Source organism: Bradyrhizobium sp. CCBAU 21365 (assembly GCF_015291305.1).
Lineage (GTDB): Bacteria > Pseudomonadota > Alphaproteobacteria > Rhizobiales > Xanthobacteraceae > Bradyrhizobium > Bradyrhizobium elkanii.
The window spans coordinates 6,938,013-6,959,838 of the sequence record NZ_CP030036.1 but is presented as its reverse complement, the minus strand read 5'-3'; the positions used below and the strand labels follow the sequence as shown (position 1 = coordinate 6,959,838).

12 protein-coding genes are annotated in these 21,826 nt (G+C 65.8%); 2 read left to right on the top strand and 10 right to left on the bottom strand.

Translation table 11 applies throughout. The features are described 5' to 3' along the window. Window positions 1-2: 2 nt before the first annotated feature. The 6 genes from treY to XI02_RS32730 are packed head-to-tail and all read right to left on the bottom strand — an operon-like array spanning window position 3 to window position 14,045. Window positions 3-2,786, bottom strand: a complete 2,784-nt coding sequence (treY, locus tag XI02_RS32755) for a malto-oligosyltrehalose synthase (RefSeq protein ID WP_172647347.1) — start codon at window positions 2,784-2,786, stop codon at window positions 3-5. A 4-nt stretch (window positions 2,787-2,790) separates the two neighbouring features. Further along, on the bottom strand, window positions 2,791-4,563 hold the full coding sequence (treZ, locus tag XI02_RS32750; protein ID WP_172647348.1) for a malto-oligosyltrehalose trehalohydrolase: 1,773 nt from the start codon (window positions 4,561-4,563) through the stop codon (window positions 2,791-2,793). Then, window positions 4,560-6,632 carry a glycogen debranching protein GlgX gene (glgX, locus tag XI02_RS32745; protein ID WP_172647349.1) on the bottom strand — a complete coding sequence of 691 codons (2,073 nt, stop codon included), beginning with the start codon at window positions 6,630-6,632 and terminating at the stop codon, window positions 4,560-4,562. Before glgX ends, treZ begins: the two co-directional genes overlap by 4 nt. Before the next feature lie 3 nt (window positions 6,633-6,635). Next, entirely contained in the window at window positions 6,636-8,783 is a 2,148-nt protein-coding gene (gene glgB / locus XI02_RS32740) for a 1,4-alpha-glucan branching protein GlgB (RefSeq protein ID WP_172647350.1), read from the bottom strand. Beyond that, window positions 8,780-12,085, bottom strand: coding sequence for a maltose alpha-D-glucosyltransferase (gene treS, locus XI02_RS32735; RefSeq protein ID WP_026193167.1), 3,306 nt, complete (start codon window positions 12,083-12,085; stop codon window positions 8,780-8,782). The genes glgB and treS overlap by 4 nt, the downstream gene beginning before the upstream one ends. A 10-nt stretch (window positions 12,086-12,095) precedes the next feature. Next, window positions 12,096-14,045 carry an alpha-1,4-glucan--maltose-1-phosphate maltosyltransferase gene (locus XI02_RS32730; RefSeq protein ID WP_172647351.1) on the bottom strand — a complete coding sequence of 650 codons (1,950 nt, stop codon included), beginning with the start codon at window positions 14,043-14,045 and terminating at the stop codon, window positions 12,096-12,098. A gap of 203 nt (window positions 14,046-14,248) precedes the next feature. On the opposite strand from XI02_RS32730, the gene malQ reads away from it, so the two are divergent. Both malQ and XI02_RS32720 read left to right on the top strand, forming a co-directional pair. Beyond that, window positions 14,249-16,201 carry a 4-alpha-glucanotransferase gene (gene malQ, locus XI02_RS32725; RefSeq protein ID WP_172647352.1) on the top strand — a complete coding sequence of 651 codons (1,953 nt, stop codon included), beginning with the start codon at window positions 14,249-14,251 and terminating at the stop codon, window positions 16,199-16,201. A 15-nt stretch (window positions 16,202-16,216) separates the two neighbouring features. Then, window positions 16,217-18,025, top strand: coding sequence for a glycoside hydrolase family 15 protein (locus XI02_RS32720; RefSeq protein ID WP_172647353.1), 1,809 nt, complete (start codon window positions 16,217-16,219; stop codon window positions 18,023-18,025). 233 nt (window positions 18,026-18,258) lie between these two features. Here XI02_RS32720 and XI02_RS32715 read toward each other — a convergent pair whose 3' ends face one another. The 4 genes from XI02_RS32715 to zwf are packed head-to-tail and all read right to left on the bottom strand — an operon-like array spanning window position 18,259 to window position 21,823. Further along, complete coding sequence (locus XI02_RS32715; protein WP_172647354.1) at window positions 18,259-19,062, bottom strand: Cof-type HAD-IIB family hydrolase; 804 nt, start codon at window positions 19,060-19,062, stop codon at window positions 18,259-18,261. Continuing rightward, window positions 19,059-19,547, bottom strand: coding sequence for a gluconokinase (locus tag XI02_RS32710; protein ID WP_018273094.1), 489 nt, complete (start codon window positions 19,545-19,547; stop codon window positions 19,059-19,061). Before XI02_RS32710 ends, XI02_RS32715 begins: the two co-directional genes overlap by 4 nt. 28 nt (window positions 19,548-19,575) lie before the next feature. Beyond that, a complete protein-coding gene (gene pgl / locus XI02_RS32705) occupies window positions 19,576-20,328 on the bottom strand; it encodes a 6-phosphogluconolactonase (RefSeq protein WP_172647355.1) in 753 nt (250 codons plus the stop codon). A 1-nt stretch (window position 20,329) separates the two neighbouring features. Continuing rightward, window positions 20,330-21,823: a glucose-6-phosphate dehydrogenase gene (gene zwf, locus XI02_RS32700; RefSeq protein WP_172647356.1), complete on the bottom strand. Its 1,494-nt coding sequence runs from the start codon at window positions 21,821-21,823 to the stop codon at window positions 20,330-20,332. Between the last annotated feature and the right edge of the window lie 3 nt (window positions 21,824-21,826).

The following is a 21,826-nucleotide window of genomic DNA, read 5'->3' as shown; positions in this document are numbered from 1 at the left end:
CGTCAGGCGTGCGAGCGCGCTCGTTTTGAGGTTGGTTTCGACGCCGTTGCGGCCTTGGCCTTTAGCACCGCGACCGGAAGATTGGCGAACAGCGCCGGGAGCTGAATCCTGGTGGCTCCATCCGGGAGTGCATACCCCGTCACGTCGATCTCACCCTCAAAAGCTTCGGGGCGCGGCCAGTTGCGGCCGCCCTGCGTAAACGGGGCGAATGATCTTGCCACCGCAACGATGGCCGCCTCGCGGCCATGGCGCCGCGCGAAGGCAATGACGTGATCGCGGTGCGGGCCGCTGACCGCGAGCGGCACGTAGTCGCCGCTGGTGAACACATCGGCCATCTCGTTACGGAGCCGTAGCAGATGCCGCGTCCATGCGAATTTGAGACGGCCGTCGCGCCAGTTTTGGGCCAGTGCGTCCCAATCCGGCGTCTCCAGTGCGGCGAGCATTCCTGTCCGTTCGGCGAAGTCGACCGGGCGGCGGTTGTCCGGATCGACCAGCGAAAGATCCCAGCGTTCGGTGCCCTGGTAGAAATCCGGCACGCCAGGCATGGTTGCCTTCAGCGTGATCTGGCTGAGCGAATTCAGCGCGCCGATCAACGCGGTGCGCTGCGCCAGCGTCCCCAGCGCATCGAGGAATTCCGGCGAGGTCTTGCGATCGAGGATGCGCTCGATAAAGGCTTTCACGCCGGCTTCGTAAGGCTCGTGCGGATTGAGCCAGCTGGTTTCCTGCTTGCCCTCGCGCGCCGCCTTCAACGCGTAGGCCTGGATGCGACCGACGAGCGACGCATCATCGGGATCCCAGGCGCCGAGCAGGGCCTGATACAGCATGTATTCGAACGTCGCCGACGGCGCGCGCATCTCGCGGTCGAGCACGAGATGCGGCGCATTCAGCACCTTCCAGCGCGCCACCGCGCTGGTCCATTCGCCGGGGATCTCCGCAAGCGCCATGATGCGGGCGCGGGCGTCCTCGCCGCGCTTGGTGTCATGGGTCGCGGTCGCCGTCATGCCGTGCGGCCATTCGCGGGCGCGGGCGGTCATCATGGCGTGGAAGGTCTCGGGCGCGATCGCGCTCGCCGCCGGATCGCCGCCGACCTCGTTGAGCGCCAGCAACCGGTGATAGCGGTAGAAGGCGGTGTCCTCCAGCGACTTCGCCATCATCGGCCCGGTGAATTGCTGCACCTTCAGCGCGAAGCGCCGGACTCGCGGCGCGCCATGCGGCGGCCGGCCGGGCTGCAAAAGGTCCATGGTCAAGGCATCGCGCAGGAAATCGAAGATACCCTCGTCGGCGGCGAACCAGTCGGCGCGGGCGCGCTCGATGGTCTCGCTGATCAGCGCGCGGTCATGTGCGGCCGGTCCCGAGGCGGTGAGATAGGTGCGATAGACCGGAAAGTGCAGCACATAGAGCTCGAGCGCCTGCCGCAGACTGTCGCCGGAGAAGTCGCGGGTCGAGTAGTGTCCGCTGGCAATGCGCGCGAGCAGCCGCGCCAGCACGGTGAATTCGCTGGTGAGCAGCGTCTCCAGCACGCGCTGCTTGGCCTCGCGCAACACCGGCGTCAGGTTCGGCGACTGGTTGCTGATCTGGCGCCAGATCTCGTTGAGCGGATCGAGGCCGCGACCGTCGACCAGTGCCTGGCTGATCGTGTTCATCCATTCATAGCCGGTGGTGCCGTGAACGCCGCTGAATCTCGGAAGCTTCTCGTCCTCGCCGAGGATCTTCTCGATCACCATGTAGAAGGGTCTGGCCTTCGCGCCCTGCGCGGAGCGGACCAGGCGGCGCAGCCGCTGGAAGTACTGCGCGGGATCGCGCAGGCCGTCGATATGGTCGAGCCGCAGGCCCTGCAGCCGGTCTTCGGCGATCAGCCGCTTGACGAGGCTATGGCTCGCCTCGAAGGTGGCGGCGTCCTCGACCCTGAGGCCGGCCAGCGTGTTGACGTCGAAGAAGCGGCGATAGTTGATGTCGCTGGACGCCAGCCGCCAGTGGCCGAGCTTGTAGTGCTGGCGTTCCAGCAAATGATGCAGCGCCAGCGTCTGGGTCGGGCGGTCCTCGCCGGCGCGATAGGCATCGAGGCCGCGTGCGATGATGTCGGCGCCGCCCTCGATCGCCTTGATCGCCGCCTTCAGCGCCGGCGCCTCGAGGCGGTTGGGGTGACGCAGCCCCCGGTATTGCGCGGCGAGCTCGAGCATCGCACGTCCGGCGGTGCTCTGTTCGGCGGCGGCCTCGCGGACGGTGGTGCGCAGCACCTCGCCATAGCGCTCCGGCGCGATCGGCAGGCGGTGCTCGAAATACCAGGCCGAGAAGCTGCCTTCGTTCGCGTCATAGCGCAGCTCGATGTCGCCGCGCTCCAGCGCCTGGCCGTAGGACGAGCCGAGGATCGGCAGCAGCACGCCGCCGCGCGCGCGATAGGGCAGCTGGTCCCAGTCGATGTCGAAGGAGACCGCGTGCGGCGACGCCGGTCCCCATTCCAGCACGTCGAGCCACCACGGATTGTCGGCGAAGTGAACGCCGACATGGTTCGGCACGAAATCCAGGATCAGGCCGAGATCATGGCGCTTCAATGCGTCGCTCAGCCGCGCAAAGCCCTCTTCGCCCCCGAGCTCCGGGTTGAATTTGGTGTGGTCGACGACGTCATAGCCGTGGGTCGAGCCCTTGCGCGCCTTCATGAAGGGCGACGCATAGACATGGCTGATGCCGAGCGCCTTCAGATACGGCGCCACGCCGGCGGCGGCATCGAAGTCGAAATCGGCAGTGAGTTGCAGACGGTAGGTTGCGATCGGGATCGCCGGAGGCATTGTGCTATCCGATGTGCCAGCGCACCGCCCAGCCGGGGAGGCGGCTCGACAACGCGCCGCCCCAGATCGCAGTTCCCTTCGGCTCCGGTCCATCGGCGATGTCGCGATCGGACAAATTGGCGGTCAGCCGCAGCGTGCCGCCGTCGCCCATCTGCCAATGCGCCGTCAACAGGTCGCCTGCCACGACGGCATCGCCGAAGCGGCACCCTCTGAGCCGCGGCATGATCTCCTGCCGGCGCACGGCGAGCAGGCCGCGCACCAGCGCAAGCCGTGCGCGCGCCGGATCATGGCCGAGCGCCGCCCAGTCGAGCACGGCCGACCGCACCGCTTCGTCGGCAAGCGGGTCGGGAATGTCGTCGCCATATTTGGCATAGGCCCAGGCGAATTCCTTGCGCCGTCCGGCGCGGACCGCGTTGGCGAGGTCGCCCTTGAAATCGCAGAAAAACGGGAAGGGCGTCGTCGCGCCCCATTCCTCACCCATGAACAGCATCGGCGTGGTCGGCGCGATCAGCGTCACCGCCAGCGCCGCCGCGACCGCCTCCGGCCGGGCAATGCTGACGAGGCGATCGCCGAGCGGCCGGTTGCCGATCTGGTCATGGTTCTGCAGGAAGTTGATGAAGCAGGTCGGCGACAGTGCGCCGCTTGGCTCGCCGCGGGCCTTGCCGCCCCAGAAGTCCGAGATTTCGCCCTGGTAGATGTAGCCGGACGACAGCGCGCGTGCGAGGTCCTGCTTCGGCGCCCGGTAGTCGCCATAGTAGCCCTGCGTCTCGCCGGTCAGCAGCACGTGCCAGGCGTGATGATAGTCGTCGTTCCACTGGCCGCGGAATTTGCCGTGCGGCGGATCCTCGGTGGCATCGAGCAGGCTTGCAATGTTGTCGCCGTTCTCGAGCACGAGGTTGATGTCGCGGCCGGTCTCGGTGGCGAGTTTGCCGGCGGCCCTGCTGAAATCATGCAGGACGGAGACTTCGCCGGCCTCGACGATGGTGTTGACCGCGTCGAAGCGCAGCCCGTCGAATCGATAGTCGCGCAGCCAGCTCACGACGCTGCCGATCGCAAACGCGCGCACCTCGGGCACGCGATAGTCGATCGCGCTGCCCCACGGCGTATGGGCATCGCTGAAGAACGAGGGCGCATAGCGGCCGAGATAATTCCCCTCGGGGCCGAAATGGTTATAGACCACGTCGAGCATCACCATCAGCCCGCGCAGATGCGCTTCGTCGATCAGGGTCTTGAGGTCGTCGGGCCGGCCATAGGCGCTGTCGGGCGCGTACCACAGCACGCCGTCATATCCCCAGTTGCGCTTGCCGGCGAAATCCGCCAGCGGCATCAGCTCGAGCGCGGTGATGCCGGTCGCCACGAGATGATCGAGCTTGTCGATCATGGCGCGGTAGGTGCCCTCCGGCGTGAAGGTGCCGACATGGGCTTCGAGAACGACGGCCTCGTGCCAGGGACGGCCGCGCCACTCGTTGGCGCGCCATTTGAAGGCGGCGTGATCGATCACCTCGCTCGGGCCGAACACGTCGTCCGGCTGGAATGCGGAGGCGGGATCCGGCACATCGACTTCGTCATCGACGCGGAATTTGTAACGCGTGCCGGCGCGCGCGCCTGCGATTTCGGCGACGTACCAGCCGGCGGCGTCGCGCGTGAGCGCGTGCGCATCGCGGCTTCGCGTATGCGGGTCGTCGATCAAGAGGTCGACGCGCTTGGCCGCCGGCGCCCAGAGCCGGAAGCGCGTGCCGTCAGGTGTCAGCTCGGCGCCGAAATGTTGTCTGTTCATGCGGAGCCTGCAAATGCCAGCACGGAGCGCGGGGGTGCCGTGGTATCGGCGCCGGATGCGAATTGCTCAGCCGTTTGCTCGGCTTTGGTCGTGTTCAGGACCTGCTGCCAGTTCTTGTATTCCGCCATCCTCGGCATCCTGAACACGATCTCCTGCGGTGCGGCATTGAGAACGATAAAGATCGGCGCCTGTCCTGGTTCCATCGGTCCCAGCACATAGGCGAGGAATCGGCTCTCGGGGAATTTCCAGTCGGATTCCTTCATCTCCTCCGCCGCGGGCGTCAGCCAGAGCACGCCGTAGCTGCCGTCGGTGCGGCGGCCGTCGAGCCAGCGCTGGCAGCGGATCTGGCCGAAGCGCTGGCGCAGCGCGGTGAGGTGGCCGATGAAATCGATGGCGTCGTCGTCCGTGCCGAGGTTCTCCCAGCCGATCCAGCCGGTCTCGTTGTCCTGGCAATAGGCGTTGTTGTTGCCGTCTTGCGTGTTCGCGACCTCGTCGCCGGCGAGGACCAGCGGTGTCCCTTGCGCCAGCAGCAGGCAGGCCAGCGCATTCTTCCTGAGCTGGCGGCGCAGCGCGATGATGGCAGGATCGTCGGTCGGGCCCTCATGGCCGCAATTGTTGCTGTGATTGTCGTTGGAGCCGTCGCGATTGTCCTCGCCGTTGGCCTCGTTGTGCTTCTCGTTGTAGCTGAAGAGATCGGCGAGCGTGAAGCCGTCATGCACCGTGATGTGGTTGACGCTGGCGCGGGTCGCGCGGTTGTCGTGGTGAAACAGATCCGAGGACGCGGTCATGCGGCCCGAGATATCGCCGATCAGGCTGCCTTCGCCGCTCCAGTAGCGCCGCATCGCGCTGCGATAGCGATCATTCCATTCCGACCATTGCGATGGGAACGCACCGACCTGGTAGCCGCCGAGACCGAGGTCCCAGGGCTCGGCGACCATCTTGGCGGTCGCCAGCACCGGGTCCTGGCGGATCGCGGTGAGGAAGGGGTGGTTGCGGTCGAACCCGTTCGGCCCGCGCGCCAGGGTCGTAGCGAGATCGAAGCGGAAGCCGTCGACATGGCAGACCTCGACCCAGTAGCGCAGCGAATCCATCACCATCTGCAGCACGCGCGGATGGGTGAGGTTGACCGAGCTGCCGCAGCCGGTGAAGTCGTCGTAGAAGCGCGGGTTCTCTCGGTTCAGCCAGTAATAGGAGGCATTGTCGATGCCGCGGAAGCACAGCGTCGGGCCCATATGGTTGCCCTCGGCGGTGTGGTTGTAGACGACGTCGAGCAGCACCTCGATGCCGGCATCGTGCAGCCGCGCCACCGTGGTGCGGAAGGAATCGAGCGCATTGTCCTGGGCGTAGCGTGCTTCCGGCGCGAAGAAGGCGATGGTGTTGTAGCCCCAGTAGTTCGCCAGCTTCTTCTCGACCAGGATGCGGTCGTCGATCAGGCCGTGGATCGGCAACAGCTCGATGGTGGTGACGCCGAGCCGCTTGAGATGGTCGATCATCGCCGGCGACGACAGGCCGCCATAGGTGCCGCGGAGGTTCGGCGGCACGTCCTCGCGCCTCTGCGTCAGGCCCTTGACGTGGGCCTCATAGATGATGGTGTCCTCCCAGGGAATGTGCGGCCGGATCTCGCGGCGGCCCCAGTTGAAGCTCTCGTCGACCACCACCGCCTTCGGCATGCCGCGGGCATTGTCGCGCCGGTCGAAGGAGAGGTCCTCGCGCGCGCTGCCGGTGCGATAGGCGAAATGCGCGTCGCTCCATACCAGCCTGCCGGCGAGCCGCTTGGCGTAGGGATCGAGCAGCAGCTTGTTGGCGTTGAAGCGATGGCCGCGCTCCGGCGCGTAGGGCCCGTAAACGCGATAGCCGTAGAGCTGGCCCGGCGAGACGTCGTTGAGGTAGCAGTGCCAGACGTCCTCGGTGCGCTCCGGCATCTCGATCCGCTCGAGCTCGCGGCGGCCCTGGCCGTCGAACAGGCACAGCTCGACCTTCTCCGCATTCGCCGAGAACAGCGCAAAATTGGTGCCTCTGCCGTCCCAGCTTGCACCGAGCCGTGCGGACGTGCCCCCGGTCAGTCGCATCAATCAGCTTTCCGGTACGAGGAAGATCGCAGCCAGCGGCGGAATGGTCAGGCTCAGTTCGGGCGTGGGGGCCTCCGACGCGCGCACCTCGCCGACATTGCCGACATTGGTGCCGCCGTAATGCGCGGAATCCGAGTTGAACACCTCGTGCCACTTGCCCGCGAACGGCACCCGGACGCGATAGTCGCGGTAGATGTTGGGCGAGAAATTCGCGACGACGAGGCAGCGTGCGCGCTCAGTATTGCCCTTGCGAATCCAGCCGAACACATTGCTGTTGGCGTCGTCGGTGATGACCCACTCGAAGCCGGCCTGGTCGCAATCGAGCTCGTGCAGCGCCGGCAGCGCGCGATAGAGCCGGTTGAGGTCGCGGACCAGGTTCTGGATGCCGCTGTGCCTCGGCTGTTGCAGCAGATGCCAATCGATCGAGTAGTCGTGATTCCACTCGCGTTCCTGGCCGAACTCGCAGCCCATGAACATCAGCTTCTTGCCGGGGTGGCCGAACATGAAGCTGTAATAGGCGCGCAGATTGGCAAAGCGTTGCCAGTCGTCGCCGGGCATGCGGCCGAGGATCGAACGCTTGCCGTGCACGACCTCGTCATGGGACAGCGGCAGAATGAAATTTTCCGAAAAGGCGTAGTGCAGGCCGAACAGGATGTCGCCGTGATGGTATTTGCGGTGGATCGGATCCTTGCCGATATATTTCAGCGTGTCGTGCATCCAGCCCATGTTCCACTTGTAGCCGAAGCCGAGCCCGCCATATTCGACCGGACGCGACACCTGCGGCCACGCCGTGGATTCTTCCGCCGCCGTCGTCGCCTGCGGGAAGTGCGCGAACAATTCGGTGTTGAAGCGGCGCAGGAAGTCGATCGCCTCGATGTTTTCCCGGCCGCCATATTTGTTCGGAATCCAGCCACCGGCGGGACGGCTGTAGTCGAGATAGAGCATGGAGGCGACGGCATCGACGCGCAGCCCGTCGATGCCGTAGCGATCGAGCCAGAACAGCGCGTTCGACACCAGGAAGTTGGTGACCTCGGTGCGCCCGTAATTGTAGATCAGCGTGCCCCAATCGAGGTGCCGGCCCTGCAGCGGATTGGCGTGCTCGTAGAGCGCGGTGCCGTCGAAATTGCCGAGCCCGTGCGGATCGTCGGGGAAATGCCCGGGCACCCAGTCGAGCAGCACGGCGAGCCCGGCGCCGTGGCAGGCGTCGATCAGCGCGGCGAAATCGTCCGGCGAGCCGAACCGGCTGGTCGGCGCGAACATGCCGGTCGGCTGGTAGCCCCAGGAGCCGTCGAACGGATGCTCGGTGATGGGCAGGAATTCGACATGGGTAAAGCCCATGTCGCTGGCATAGGCCGGCAGCTGCTCCGCCATCTCGCGATAGGTCAGCCACTCGTTGCGGCCCTTGCGCCGCCACGAGCCGAGATGGACCTCGTAGATCGACATCGGAGAGCTCAGCGCATTGGCGCGATCCGGCGCCGGGCGCGGATGCGGGATCCTGCGCTCGTCGATCACGATCGAGGCGGTCTTCGGGCGCACCTCGGCGGCGAACGCCAGCGGATCGGACTTCAGCGGCAAATGCTGGCCGTTGCGCCCGATGATCTCGAACTTGTAGTGGTCGCCGACCCGTGCACGCGGGATGAACAGTTCCCAGTAGCCAGGGCCGCGCACGCGCATCGGATGGCGCCGTCCGTCCCAGAAATTGAAGTCGCCGACCACGCTGACCCGGCGCGCATTCGGCGCCAGCACCACGAAGCCGATGCCGTCGACACCGTCGAGCGTCATCGGATGCGCGCCGAGCGTGTCGTAGACGCGCTGATGCGTGCCCTCGCCGAGCAGATAGAGATCGAAATCGCTCAGGATCGGCGGAAAGCGGTAGGCATCCTCCAGCTCGACGACGTTGTCGCCGAAGCGGGCGCGGAGCTGGTAGCGCGTCGAGCCGTTCGGCAGGGGACCTGCGAACAGGCCGGCGTCATGGATCCGCGCCAGCGGCGCCGTCTCGCCATGCTCGCCGATCGCCTCGACATTGCTGGCATCGGGCAGGAAGGCGCGCACGACGTTGCGGTCCCCCTCGGGGTGAAGCCCGAGATAGTGGAAGGGGTCGGAGTGGCGGCCCTCGATGATGGCATAGGCCTCGGCGGGCAGTTTGCTCATGCAACCTCATGCGGCTGTTGCGCCAGGATCCTCAGCAGGCCGGTGAGCGGCACCCGCAGCCAATCCGGCCGGTTGGCCAGCTCATACTCGATCTCATAGAAGGCTTTCTCAAGCAGGAAAAAATTGAGCAGGCGATCGGCCGTCTTGGCGTCGGCGGGCCACAGGCGCTGGCCGGCCATCGTCTCGCGATAGGCCGCCAGCAGGGTATCCGCGGCCTGGTCGCGCCATTCGGCCAGGGCGAGGCTCAGCCGGCCGCTCTCGTCGGGGGAGACCTTGAGCGTCCGTTCCAGCGCGGCGGTCGCCGCATAGTCGATCGAACGGATCAGGCCGGCGACGTCGCGCGCCGGCGGTGCCTTGCGCCGCCGCTCGGCGATGGTGCGGCCCGGTCCGCCGTCGAAATCGATGATGAAGACGTCGTCCTTGACCACCAGCAGCTGACCGAGATGCAGGTCGCCGTGATGGCGGATGTTGAAGCCGTCGGTCTCGCGCGGCAGCAGTGCCTTGAGCCGCTCCGGCAGCGTGTCGTGCTGGGCCTGCAACTGATCGGCCAGCAGCCGGTCGGCCTCCTTCAGCGAGCCGCGCCGCTGCTTCAGCGTATCGAACACGCGCTCGGCCCGCGCCATGATCTCGTCGGCCCAGCGCTGCAGGTCGTCGGGTTTGGTCGGCTCGGGCGCGAAGTCCGGCAGGTCGCGGTTGCTGGCGAGCGCCATATGCAGCTCGGCGAGCCGCTTTCCGCTATGCGACATGTGGCGCAGATAGGTGGCCTGGTCGCCGTTCTCCACGGGGTGCTCGCTCACTGTCAGCAGGCGCTGCCGTTCGACTAGGCGGTCGAGGTGTGCGCCTGCGATGGTCCAGAGGTCGCCCTGGTTGACGACCATCGCATGCAGCACGGCGATGGCGCTGCGCTTGTCGCCCTCGATCAGCTCGGCGGTGCCGAGCAAGGCAGGGGTGTTCGGAAAATTGACCACTTCGGTGAGGAAGCGGCCCATCTCGATCTCCGGATTGATGCCGACCTCGAGCTTGCGGTAGATCTTGGTGACATATTCGTTGTCGACCAGCGCGGTCGAATGCGGCTGGTCGTTCTCAAAGACCCGGATGCGCTCGGGCTGCCGTACCGGCCGGTCGGAGAAGCGGCTGGTCGGGCGGAATTCGAGCTTGAGGCCTTGCTCGCCTTCGTCGACCGTGAGGTTCTCCCGCAAGTTGCGCAGGAACAGGCCGGTGAAGATCTGGTCGGTGGCGACATCGAGCAAGGTGCCCTCGCGCGCGCCCTGGCGCACGGCGGCGAACGCGCGCGGGTTGTAGCGCTCGCGGTCGAAGCGCACCCACTCGATCTGCATCGGCAGCACGTAGCGGCTGGTGGTGCCGCGTTGCGTGGTCTCGAAGAAGGCAAGCCACGGCCGGTTGTCGCCGATGTCGCAGAACGGGATCGCGGAGACCAGCATCGGCTGGATCGCGCTGGCCGAGCGCTCCGGATACCAGCGCGTGCGGGCGAGGTGGCCGGGCAGCACGTCGTGCTCGAACACGCCGCGGGTGCGTGCCAACGACATCCAGGTCGAATTCAGCGGCACCACCAGCGTCTCGAATTCGGGCACCGCGCGCGGCGTCACCGGCTCGGACTTGTCGCGCTCCTGCAGCTGGAACCAGTAGAAGCCATACGGCGCGAGCGTGATCATGTAGGGCAGCTCGCCGATCGCCGGAAACCGCGTGCGCCCGAGCATCTCGAGCGGAATGCGGTCCTTGAAGGCGGACAGATCGAGCTCGGTGGCCTGCGCCGACCGCGACAGATTGGCGACGCACAGGATCGCTTCACCCTGGTACTGGCGCACATAGGCCAGCACCGAGCGGTTCTCCGGGCGGATGAAGGTCATGGTGCCGCGCCCGAAGGCAAGCGTCGACTTGCGTACTGCGATCAGCCGCTTGGTCGCCGAAAGCAGCGAGGACAGGCTGCGCGACTGCGCCTCGACATTGACGGATTCATAGCCGTAGACCGGATCCATGATCATCGGCGCGTAGAGCCGCGCCGGGTCGGCGCGCGAGAAGCCGCCGTTGCGATCCGGCGACCACTGCATCGGCGTCCGCACGCCGTTGCGGTCGCCGAGATAGATGTTGTCGCCCATGCCGATCTCGTCGCCGTAATAGATGATCGGCGTGCCCGGGAACGACAGCAGCAGCGAGTTCATCAGCTCGATCTTGCGCCGGTCGTTGTCCATCAGCGGCGCAAGGCGGCGGCGGATGCCGACATTGATGCGGGCGCGCGGGTCGTTGGCGTAGGTCGACCACAGATAGTCGCGCTCGACGTCGGTGACCATTTCCAGCGTCAGCTCGTCGTGATTGCGCAGGAACAGCGCCCACTGCGCAGCGGCGGGAATGTCGGGCGTCTGCCGCAGGATGTCGGTGATCGGAAAGCGGTCTTCCTGGGCGATCGCCATGTAGATGCGTGGCATCAGCGGGAAGTGATAGGCCATGTGGCATTCGTCGCCATGGCCGAAATATTCCTGCACGTCCTCCGGCCATTGATTGGCTTCGGCCAGCAGGATCTTGCCCTTGGCATAGGCGTCGAGCTCCTGGCGCAGCCGCTTGATGATGGCATGCGTCTCCGGCAGGTTCTCGTTGTTGGTGCCGTCGCGCTCGCACAGATAGGGGATGGCGTCGAGCCGGAAACCGTCGACGCCGGTGTCGAGCCAGCGCTTCATCACCTGCACGATGGCGCGCACCACGCGCGGATTGTCGAAATTCAGGTCCGGCTGGTGCGAGAAGAAGCGATGCCAGTAGAACTGGCCGGCTTCCGGATCCCAGGTCCAGTTCGACTTCTCCGTATCCGTAAAAATAATCCTTGTATCGAGGTATTTCTGGTCGGTGTCGCTCCAGACGTACCAGCTTCGCGCGCTCGAATTCGGCGGGCTGCGGCGCGCGCGCTTGAACCACGCATGCTGGTCCGAGGTGTGGTTGACGACCAGCTCGGTGATGACGCGCAGGCCGCGCTTCTTGGCCTCCTGGATGAAGCGCTTGAAGTCCTTCATCGTCCCGAAATCGGGATTGATGTCGCCATAGTCGCCGATGTCGTAGCCGTCGTCGCGGCCGGGCGAGGGATAGAACGGCAACAGCCACAGCGCGGTGACGCCGAGCTCCTGCAGATAGCCGAGTTTCTCCGTCAGCCCCGCGAAGTCGCCGATGCCGTCATTGTTGCTGTCGGCAAATGCCTTGACATGCAGCTGGTAAATGATCGCGTCCTTGTACCACAGCTGGTCCGCAGTCTCGGTTGCGACCTTCTCCTGGGTATTGACGGAGGAGAATACGTTCATGACGGCTCCTTCAGGCGACACAGCGCAGCAGCAACGCGGGATCGCGCGCAGGATCTAGACGTAGACGGATGCCTCCCCATTCGAGCGCGTGGCGCTCTCCGGTGACAAGGTCTTCCACTGCCGAGACGGGGCGGCGGGCATCGCCACGGCCGACCATGACGTCGCCGAGCGGCAGCCAGACCTCACGCAGCTCGGCTGACAATGCAATCGCGGCCGCGATCACATTGCCCTGATCGACCGCCTCCTTGATGAAGCCGATCACGCCGCCGTCATCGACACTGATAAAGCGCAAATTGGCGAATTGTTGCAGGGCCGGATTGCCGCGTCTGATCCGGTTGAGAGCTGCGATATAGGGCTTGATGTTCCCCGGCTGCTCCCAGTTGCGAACCCTGATCTCGTACTTCTCGGAGTTGAGATATTCCTCGCGACCGGGGACCGGCGTGTGCTCGAGCAATTCGAAGCCGCTGTAGATGCCATAGCTGCTTGAAAGCGTCGCGGCCAGCGCGAGACGCGACTTGAACATCCAGGATTCGCCGCTTTGCAGGTGGAAGGGCAGGACGTCCGGTGTGTTGACGAAGAAATTCGGCCGAAAGAAGTCACGCTCGGGATAGGAGGTCAACTCGCCGAGATATTGTTCGAGCTCGAAGCGCTGCGTCCGCCAGGTGAAATAGCTGTACGACTGCGTGAAGCCGAGCTTGGCGAGGCCCTTCATCAGTTTCGGTCGCGCGAAGGCCTCCGCAAGGAACAGCACGTCCGCGTCGCGGTCCCGCACCTCGCGGATCAGCCATTCCCAGAACGCCAGCGGCTTGGTGTGCGGATTGTCGACCCGGAAGATCCTGACGCCCTGTTCGATCCAGAACAGCACGACGTCGCGCAGCGCGCGCCACAACGCGCCGGCGTCTTCGGACCCGAAATCCGGATTGACGACATCATCCCAGCGCTGCGGTGGATGCTCGGCCGTGCGCATCGATCCGTCCGGGCGCCGCTTGAACCACTCCGGATGCGCGTTCAGCCAGGGATGATCGGGGGAGCACTGCACGGCGAAATCGAGCGCGACCTCGAGGCCATGCGCCTGGCTTGCCGCCACGAAGGCGCGGAAGTCGTCGAGCGTGCCGAGTTCCGGATGCACGGCGTCGTGGCCGCCCTCGGCTGCGCCGATCGCGTAAGGGCTGCCGGGATCGCCCGCCTGTGCGATCGCGGCATTGTTGCGGCCCTTGCGATGCTGCCGGCCGATCGGGTGGATCGGCGCGAGCAGGACGACGTCAAAGCCCATCGCGGCGATGTCGGGAAGTCGCGCGATGCAGTCGTTGAAGGTTGCATGCATGCCCGGTGTCTTGCCCTGGCTGCGCGGAAACATCTGGTACCATGCGCCGCTGCGCGCCCGCGGGCGGTCCGCAGTCAGCGGGTAGAGCTGCGATCGCATCAGATCGCGGCGAAACTGGCTGCCGGCCATCGCCTCCCGCAATTCGGGCGCGAGCAGCGCACCTGGTTCGCCGGTCTGCAGAAAGATTTCGCACTGCCTGATGATGACGGCCGCCGCCGCCGGGCTGCCGGCCTGCGCCCGGGTCAGCATGCCCGCGCCTTCGAGCGCGTCCAGCGTGCGGTCGCCGCCATCGCGCGGCTTCTGCTCGAAGCGATGCCGCCAACTGTCGAATTCATCGGTCCAGGCCTCGATCGCGAAGGCGTAGCGGCCGGGCCGGTCGGGCACGAAGGCGCCGCCCCACCGGTCATCGCTGTGCGGCGTCATCGGCGCGACCTGCCATTCGTCGTCGCCCTCGCGCCGCCACACCAATGTCGCCGACATCACGTCATGTCCGGCACGGTAGATGTCGGCCCACACCTCGACAGGTTCGCCCACAATGCGCTTGACCGGAAAGCGGCCGCCATCAACCGACGGATAGACATCGGTGATATGAAAAGTGCCATTGGCACTCTCGACAGGCCGGAGGGTTTTGTTCACGGTGATGCCGCCATTAAAAATGCAAATGACGTCCCGGCGCCGGGAAGGAGGCGCGCCAGACCCATATAGAAAGCCGCTCGCCGGGCAATGGTTCCCGGTGGGAACGCCGGATAGGGTAGAGCGTTGAACATCAACTATCCCTTTCCCGTATCTGTACAATTTAGCAACGACCCACCTACCGTTGCGAGCAGGCAGCGTGCCGAATGGACCTTTACGCCAAAGCCCAGACCCTGAGAATCCAGACCGAGTATATCGATGGCAGCGGTCACCGCCGTGTGACAACCCCCGAGGCGCTCACGGCGATCCTCGACGCGCTGCCGCCGCAGGCGCCCCGTCGGATCATCGCCGATCCCGTGGTGATCCGAGGCGGCCAGGCTGCGCAAACGCGGCTCTCCGAGGCGGCGCGGCTTCCGGTGCAATGGAAGCTTGCGAATGGCACCGGGGTGCTCGCGCAGGGCGAGGTGCGTGAGCGCAGCGTGACGTGGCCGTCCGGTCTGCCCGAAGGCGTGCATCGGCTGCAACTGTCGGACGCATCGGGCGCCAGCGAGGAACTGCCGCTGCTGGTGGCGCCGCAGGGCGCGTTCGGCGGCGAGTTCGACCGCTGCTGGGTGATCGCGGTGCAACTCTACGGCGTGCGGTCGGCGCGCAACTGGGGCATCGGCGACTTCACCGACCTGCAGCACCTGCTCGAATTCGCCCACCGGCTCGGCGCCGACGGCGTCGGGCTCAATCCGCTGCATGCGCTGTTCGACGATCGGCCCGGCGATTGCAGTCCGTACTCACCGAACAGCCGGCTGTTCCTCAATGGGCTCTACATCGACGTCGAGCAGATTCCCGAATTCCGCGCCGATGCCGAGACCAAGGCCGCGCTGGCACCGCTCCGCAGCCACGACATGGTCGACTATGTCGGCGTCGCGGCGCAGAAATGGCCCGCGCTGCGCGCGGCGTTCGCGGCCTTCAAGGCCAACCCGGGCCTCGGCCGCTGGCAGGATTTCGAGGCCTATCGCAACGAGCAGGGCACGCTGCTGTCGCGCTTCGCCTGCTTCGAGGTGATGCGGCACAAATTCAACACGCCGTGGTGGGAATGGCCGGACGAATGGCGGCAGCCGAGCGATGCAGCTTGCGCCAGATTGCGCCGTGCGCGCGACTCCGCCGCCGAGGTCGAGTTCGTCGAATTCGTGCAATGGACCGCAGACCGTCAGCTCGGCGCCTGCCAGGCGCTTGCGCACAAGCTCGGCATGCGGGTCGGGCTTTATCTCGACGTTGCCGTCGGCGTGCAGTCGGACGGTTTCGACGCCTGGAATGAGCAGACCGCGATCTCGCGCCATCTCGGCGTCGGCGCGCCGCCGGACCCGCTCAACACGGCGGGCCAGGACTGGGGGCTTGCCGGCTTCAATGCCGCGGGCCTTGAACAGCGCTCGTTCGAGCCGTTCAGGCAGATGCTGCGCGCCTCGATGCACCACGCCGGCGCAATCAGGCTCGACCATGCGTTCGGGCTGAAGCGCCTCTATCTGGTGCCGCGCGGCTTCGGCCCGGCCAATGGCGCCTATGTGCTGATGCCGTTCGAGGCGCTGCTGGCGGCGACCGCGCAGGAGAGCATGGCGAGCCGCTGCGTCGTGATCGGCGAGGATCTCGGCACCGTACCTCCGGGGTTCCGCGAGCAGATGAACGGCTGGGGCATCTGGTCCTATCTCGTGATGATGTTCGAGACCAACGACCGGGGCGTCTTCCGCAACGCGGACTACTATTTGCCGGATGCGCTGGTGACCTTCAACACCCACGACCTCTCGACCTATGCGGGCTGGCGCTCGTTCAGCGACCTCAAGACCAAGCGTGCGCTCGGGATCGATCCTGGCGAGACCGACGAGGGGCGCTGGCACGCGCTCGGCCAACTCGACGACGTGCTGCGCCGGCACGACATCCATGCGAACGATTTCTATTCGGTGGCGAGCTTGCTGGCACGCACGCGGTCGCGGATGATGGCGGTGTCGATGGAGGACCTGCTCGGCATTGTCGAGCAGCCGAACATCCCCGGCACCGTCTACGAGCATCCGAACTGGAAGCGGCGGCTCCCGGTCTCGATCGAGCATCTCGCGTCGGCGATCGACGTCGACGCGCTCAAGCGCGCGACCCGCGAGCGCTCCCACACCGGGTAACGCGGAGCGCAGCGGGTGGCCTCTCGTATCGAAGACTATGGACTGATCGGAGATTGCGAGACCGCAGCCCTGGTCGGCCGCGACGGCTCGATCGACTGGCTGTGTTGGCCCGCGTTCGATTCCGACCCCTGCTTCGCGGCGCTGCTTGGCACGTCGAGGAATGGTCGCTGGCTGCTGGCGCCCACAGGCGAGATCAAGCAGACCGCGCGGCGCTACTGGGACGATACGCTGATCCTGGAGACCCGGTTCGAGACCGAAGGCGGCGCGGTCGCGCTGATCGACTTCATGCCGCCGCGCGGCAACGCCTCCGATGTGGTCCGCCTCGTTCGCGGCATCAGCGGCCGCGTCAAGATGCGCATGGAGCTGGTGATCCGCTTCGGCTTCGGTGTCGATGTCCCCTGGGTGCGGAAGAATCCGGATGGCGACGGGCTTCTGGCGATCAGCGGGCAGGACATGACCGTGCTGCGCACGCCGGTCGAAACCCGCGGCAAGGACCTGACCACGATCGCCGATTTCGAGGTCGGCGAGGGCGACACGGTGCCGTTCGTCCTGACCTATGGACCGTCCTATCACCCGGTGCCGGAGCCGATCGACCCAGAGGCTGCGCTGAAGGACACCGAGGAATACTGGCGGGAATGGTGCAGCCGTTCGACCTATGACGGCAGCTATCAACGCGCCCTCGTGATGCGCTCGCTGATCACGCTGAAGGCGCTGACCTTCAGGCCGACCGGCGGCATCGTCGCGGCACCCACCACGTCGTTGCCGGAAAAGCTCGGCGGCGCGCGCAATTGGGACTACCGGTTCTGCTGGCTGCGCGACGCCACCTTTACGCTGCTGGCTCTGATGAATTCGGGCTACACCGAGGAAGCGGCGGCCTGGCACAACTGGCTGCTGCGGGCCGCGGCCGGCGCGCCGGCCAGCATGCAGATCATGTACGGCATCCTGGGCCAGCGGCGCCTGCTGGAATGGGAGGCCGGATGGCTGCCCGGCTATGAAGGGGCGCAGCCGGTGCGTGTCGGCAACGCCGCGCATGCGCAGCTGCAACTCGACGTCTATGGCGAGCTGATCGATGCCTTCCACCAGTCCCGCATGGCCAGACTGAAGCTCGACAAGGAGAACTGGTCGCTCGAATGCACCGTCGTCGCCCATCTCGCCGATGTCTGGGATCAGCCGGATCACGGCATCTGGGAGCGCCGCGGCACGCCAAGACACTACGTGTTCTCCAAGGTGATGTGCTGGGTCGCCTTCGACCGCGCCATCAAGAGCGCGGAACGGCTGGGCTTCAAGGGACCGCTGGTCAAATGGCGGGTGCTGCGCGACGCCATCCATCGCGACGTTTGCCATCGCGGCTTCGATCCCACCCTCAACAGCTTCGTCGAGAGCTATGGCTCAAAGCTGCTCGACGCCAGCCTGCTGCTGCTGCCGTCGGTCGGCTTCCTGCCGTCCGCCGATCCGCGTATCCGCGGCACGATCGAGGCGATCGAGCGGCACATGATGCCAGACGGTTTCGTGCTGCGCCACGATCCGCGCGAGGTCTCCGATGAGATCCAGCCGATCGAGGGCGCGTTCCTGGCCTGCAGCCTGTGGCTGGCCGACGCCCATGTGCTGGCGGGAGATGTCGACAAGGCGCAGACCATGTTCGACCGCGTGGTCGCGGTCGCCAATGATCTCGGACTGTTGGCCGAGGAGTTCGATTCCGGCGCCGGCCGGCAGACCGGCAATTTTCCGCAGGCGCTGACCCATATCGCGTTGATCAACACCGCGCACAATCTCAGCGCTGCCAGGGCCGACGCCGAGAAGCCCGCGGTGCAGCGTTCGACTTAAACCACCGCGGCGATGCCGCCCTCCGTCTTCCGCTTGCGGGACCGCCGCAGGTGCGCGCTGCCAAAATATCGAAAACAACCCCATGCAAAGGAGCCGGCAACTGCCGGCGTTCGACGAGTCAACTTGACATGTCGGGCAAATCAGGAGTATATTTCCAATAATCAGAAATTGTGCGGGCGACGATCACGCTGCGGCCCGCGCTCGATCACGGGTGGGGCGATTGTCCGCACACCTCAGCGAAGCTGCAACACCGTGTCCATCGCGCGCGCGAAACCGTCCTGCTCGTTGGTTTCGGTGACATGCGTGGCGCGCGCCTTCACGTCATCGCTGGCATTGCCCATCGCGAAGGAGACGCCGCTTCGCGCGAACATGGGCAAATCGTTCTGCATGTCGCCAATCGTGGCGACATTCTCCAGCGGCACGCCAAGGCGCTTCGCGATGCCCTCGATGAAGGTGCCCTTGTCGTGACCGGGCGGGGTGACGTCGAGATAGTAGGTCTGCGAGCGGACCGCCGTGGCATCGCGTCCGACCATCTGCTGCATCTCCACCTCGCAGCGCCGCAGCAGGGCTGCATCCGAGCTGGCGCCGACGATCTTGCAGGCCTGGTCGAGATAGGGAGTGAAATCGCCGACGATGGTCGGATCATGCTTGATCGTGTGCTGCTCGTGGGCGGTGTACTCGCCGTCAGGATTCCGGGTCAGCCAGCGATCGTTGGTAAACAGCCAGATATCGACGCCGCGCTCGTGCAGCATGTCGATGCAGCGTTTTGCGACCGCTGCCGGGATCAAATGCTGCTCGAGGGGCTTGAGCTGCGGATCGACGATCGAGGAGCCGTTGAAGGCACCAATTGGCTGCGTGATCGCAAGCGGCGCAATCAGGAAACCCATCCCGATCGTCGGCCGGCTGGACACGATGGTGAAGCCGATGCTGGCCTCATGCAGCCTGCGCACTGCCGCCCTGGCGCCGTCGGTCAAGGTCTTGTCCTTGGTGAGCAGCGTGCCGTCGACATCGGATACGACAAGGGCGATGCGGGTCATGGGCGGTCCAGCTTCAGTTGAGTGACGATGTCTTCGACGATGATTTCGACCGGACGGTCGATCGCAACCGTGATCGGGCGTTCCTCCGGTGTCGGCGGCTCCAACGTCTTGAACTGGCTGGCGAGCAGCCCCGGCGGCATGAAATGGCCCTTGCGCGCGCCGAGCCGCGTGGCGATCAACTCCTGCGAGCCGTCGAGGAAGACGATGCGGATATCGTCCCGGCCATGCACCAGGATGTCGCGATAGGCACGCTTCAGCGCGGAGCAGGCGATGACGGCGCGTTCGCGGACGCCGCAGGTGCGGTCGATCTCGTCGGCGATCGCGTGCAGCCAGGGCCAGCGATCCTCGTCGGTGAGCGGCTGGCCGGAATGCATTTTGGCGACATTGCCAGGCGGATGAAAACTGTCGCCGTCCTCGAAGCGCCAGCCGATCCTGATCGCCAGGCGGTCGGCGATGGTGCTCTTGCCCGAGCCGGAGACGCCCATCACGACCAGTGCGCAGGGGTTTTGTTCGTCACCCACGAAAGTCCTCCGGCAGCGCGGCCTGATCGATCAGCCAGACGGTCTCGCCCTGCGATCGCGCGCGGTTTGCCGGCAGGTTCTCGCCTGCGAACAGGCGCGTCAAGATCGCGCGCTTGTTCTCGCCCGCCACCTCGAACAGCATCTCGCGGCACGAGGCGAGGGCGGGCAAGGTCAGCGACACGCGCGGCACGAACGGCTCGACATTGGCCTTGGGCACCCCGACCACCCAGCGCTGGGTTTCCTCGACCGCGGGATAACCCGGAAACAGCGAAGCGGTGTGGCCGTCGGGGCCGATGCCCATCAGCACCAGGTCGAATAGCGGACGCTTCGGATCGAGCTGTTCGGCGCCGTAGAACGCCATCAACTCATTCTCGTACAGCGCCGCGCTGACGTCGGGATCCCTGAGATCGGCGGTGTCGGTCGCAATCGGATGGACATTCGCGGCCGGCGCACAGCGGTCGAGGAAGGCCTGACGCGCCATGCTCATGTTGTGCAGCTTGTCCTTGCGCGGCACCAGGCGCTCGTCTCCGATGAACCAGTCGACGCGGTCCCACGGAATCCTTTGGCGATAGTCGGGCGTCGCCAGCAACTGATAGAGCGCCTTGGGGCTGGAGCCGCCGGTGAGGCACACGGCGATCCGGCCGCTGTTTTGGTCGATCCTGGCGATCACCCGCTCGGCGGCCGCCTGCGCCAGTGCCGCCGGATCGGCGACCGTGATGATCCTGCGCTCGCCGGTCGCGGTCATGTCAGCCCAGCTTCCGCCAGCTGCGGCCGTCGCGCGTCAGCAGCGCATTGGCGGCCTCCGGGCCTTCGCTGCCGGCCTTGTAGGGTTGCAAACCGCGTCCGCCGGCGCTCTTCCAGGCGTCGAGGAAAGGCTGCACCGCCTGCCACCCGGCCTCGACGCTGTCGGCACGCTGAAACAGGATGTTGTCGCCGATCATGCAGTCATAGATCAGCGTCTCGTAGCCGGTCGACGGCTCGGCCTTGAAGTAGTCCTTGTAGCGGAACTTCATCTCGACGCCGTCGATATTGATGGTCGGGCCGGGTACCTTGGTGTTGAACTGCAGCTCGATGCCCTCGGTCGGCTCGGTGGAGATGACGAGGTAGTTCTGCGACAGGCGATCGACCGACGTGTCGCGGAACATGGCGAACGGCGCCTGCTTGAACTTGATCGCGATCTCGGTGCGCTTGGTGGTCAGCGCCTTGCCGGTGCGCAGGTAGAACGGCACGCCGGCCCAGCGCCAATTGTCGATGGTCAGCTTCAGCGCGGCATAGGTCTCGGTCGAGCTGTCGGGCCTGACGTCGGGCGTCTTGAGAAAGTCCTCGATCTCGGTGTCGCCGATCCGGCCGGCGCGATACTGGCCGCGCACCGAATTGTGCAGCGCCTCATGTTCGCTCTGGGTCTGGATCGCGCTCAGCACCTCGGCTTTTTCGGACCGCACCGCGTGGGCGTCGAACCGCGCCGGCGGCTCCATCGTCACCAGCGACAGCAGCTGGAACAGATGGTTCGGCACCATGTCGCGCAGCGCGCCGGTGGCGTCGTAGAAGCTGCCGCGATGACCAACGCCGAGCTTCTCGTCCACGGTGATCTGGATGTGGTCGATGTGGTTGCGATTCCAGATCGGCTCGAACATGCCGTTGGCGAAGCGCAGCACCAGGATGTTCTGGACGGTTTCCTTGCCGAGATAGTGATCGATCCGGTAGATCTGGTGCTCGTCCATCAGCTTCAGCAGCGCTGAATTCAGCGCCTTGGCCGATGCCAGATCGGTGCCGAACGGCTTCTCGACGATCAGCCGGCGCCAGGCGCCGTTCTCCTCCAGCATGCCGGTGCGCCCGAGCTGCTGGCTGATCGGCAGGAACGCTCGCGGCGGGGTCGCGAGATAGAACAGCCGGTTGCCTCCGGTGCCGCGCGCCGTCTCGAGCTTGTCGAGCCGTTCGTTCATGGCATCGAAGGAGGGCGGATCGCTCGGATCGGCCTCGATCGAGGTGACGCATTCGAACAGCCGCGTGACAACCGCCTCATCGAGCGGCCGGGTCGCGAATTTGCGCAGCCCTTGCATCAGGCTGTCCTTCATCTGGTCGCTCGACATGCCCTTGCGGGCGATGCCGACGACGCAGAATCTGTCCGGCAGCAGATTTCCGGCGGCGAGATTGTAGAGCGCCGGGATGACCAGCCGGTGCGTCAGATCACCGGTGGCGCCGAAGATGATGAAGGAGCAAGGATCGGGTTTCTTCTGCACGTG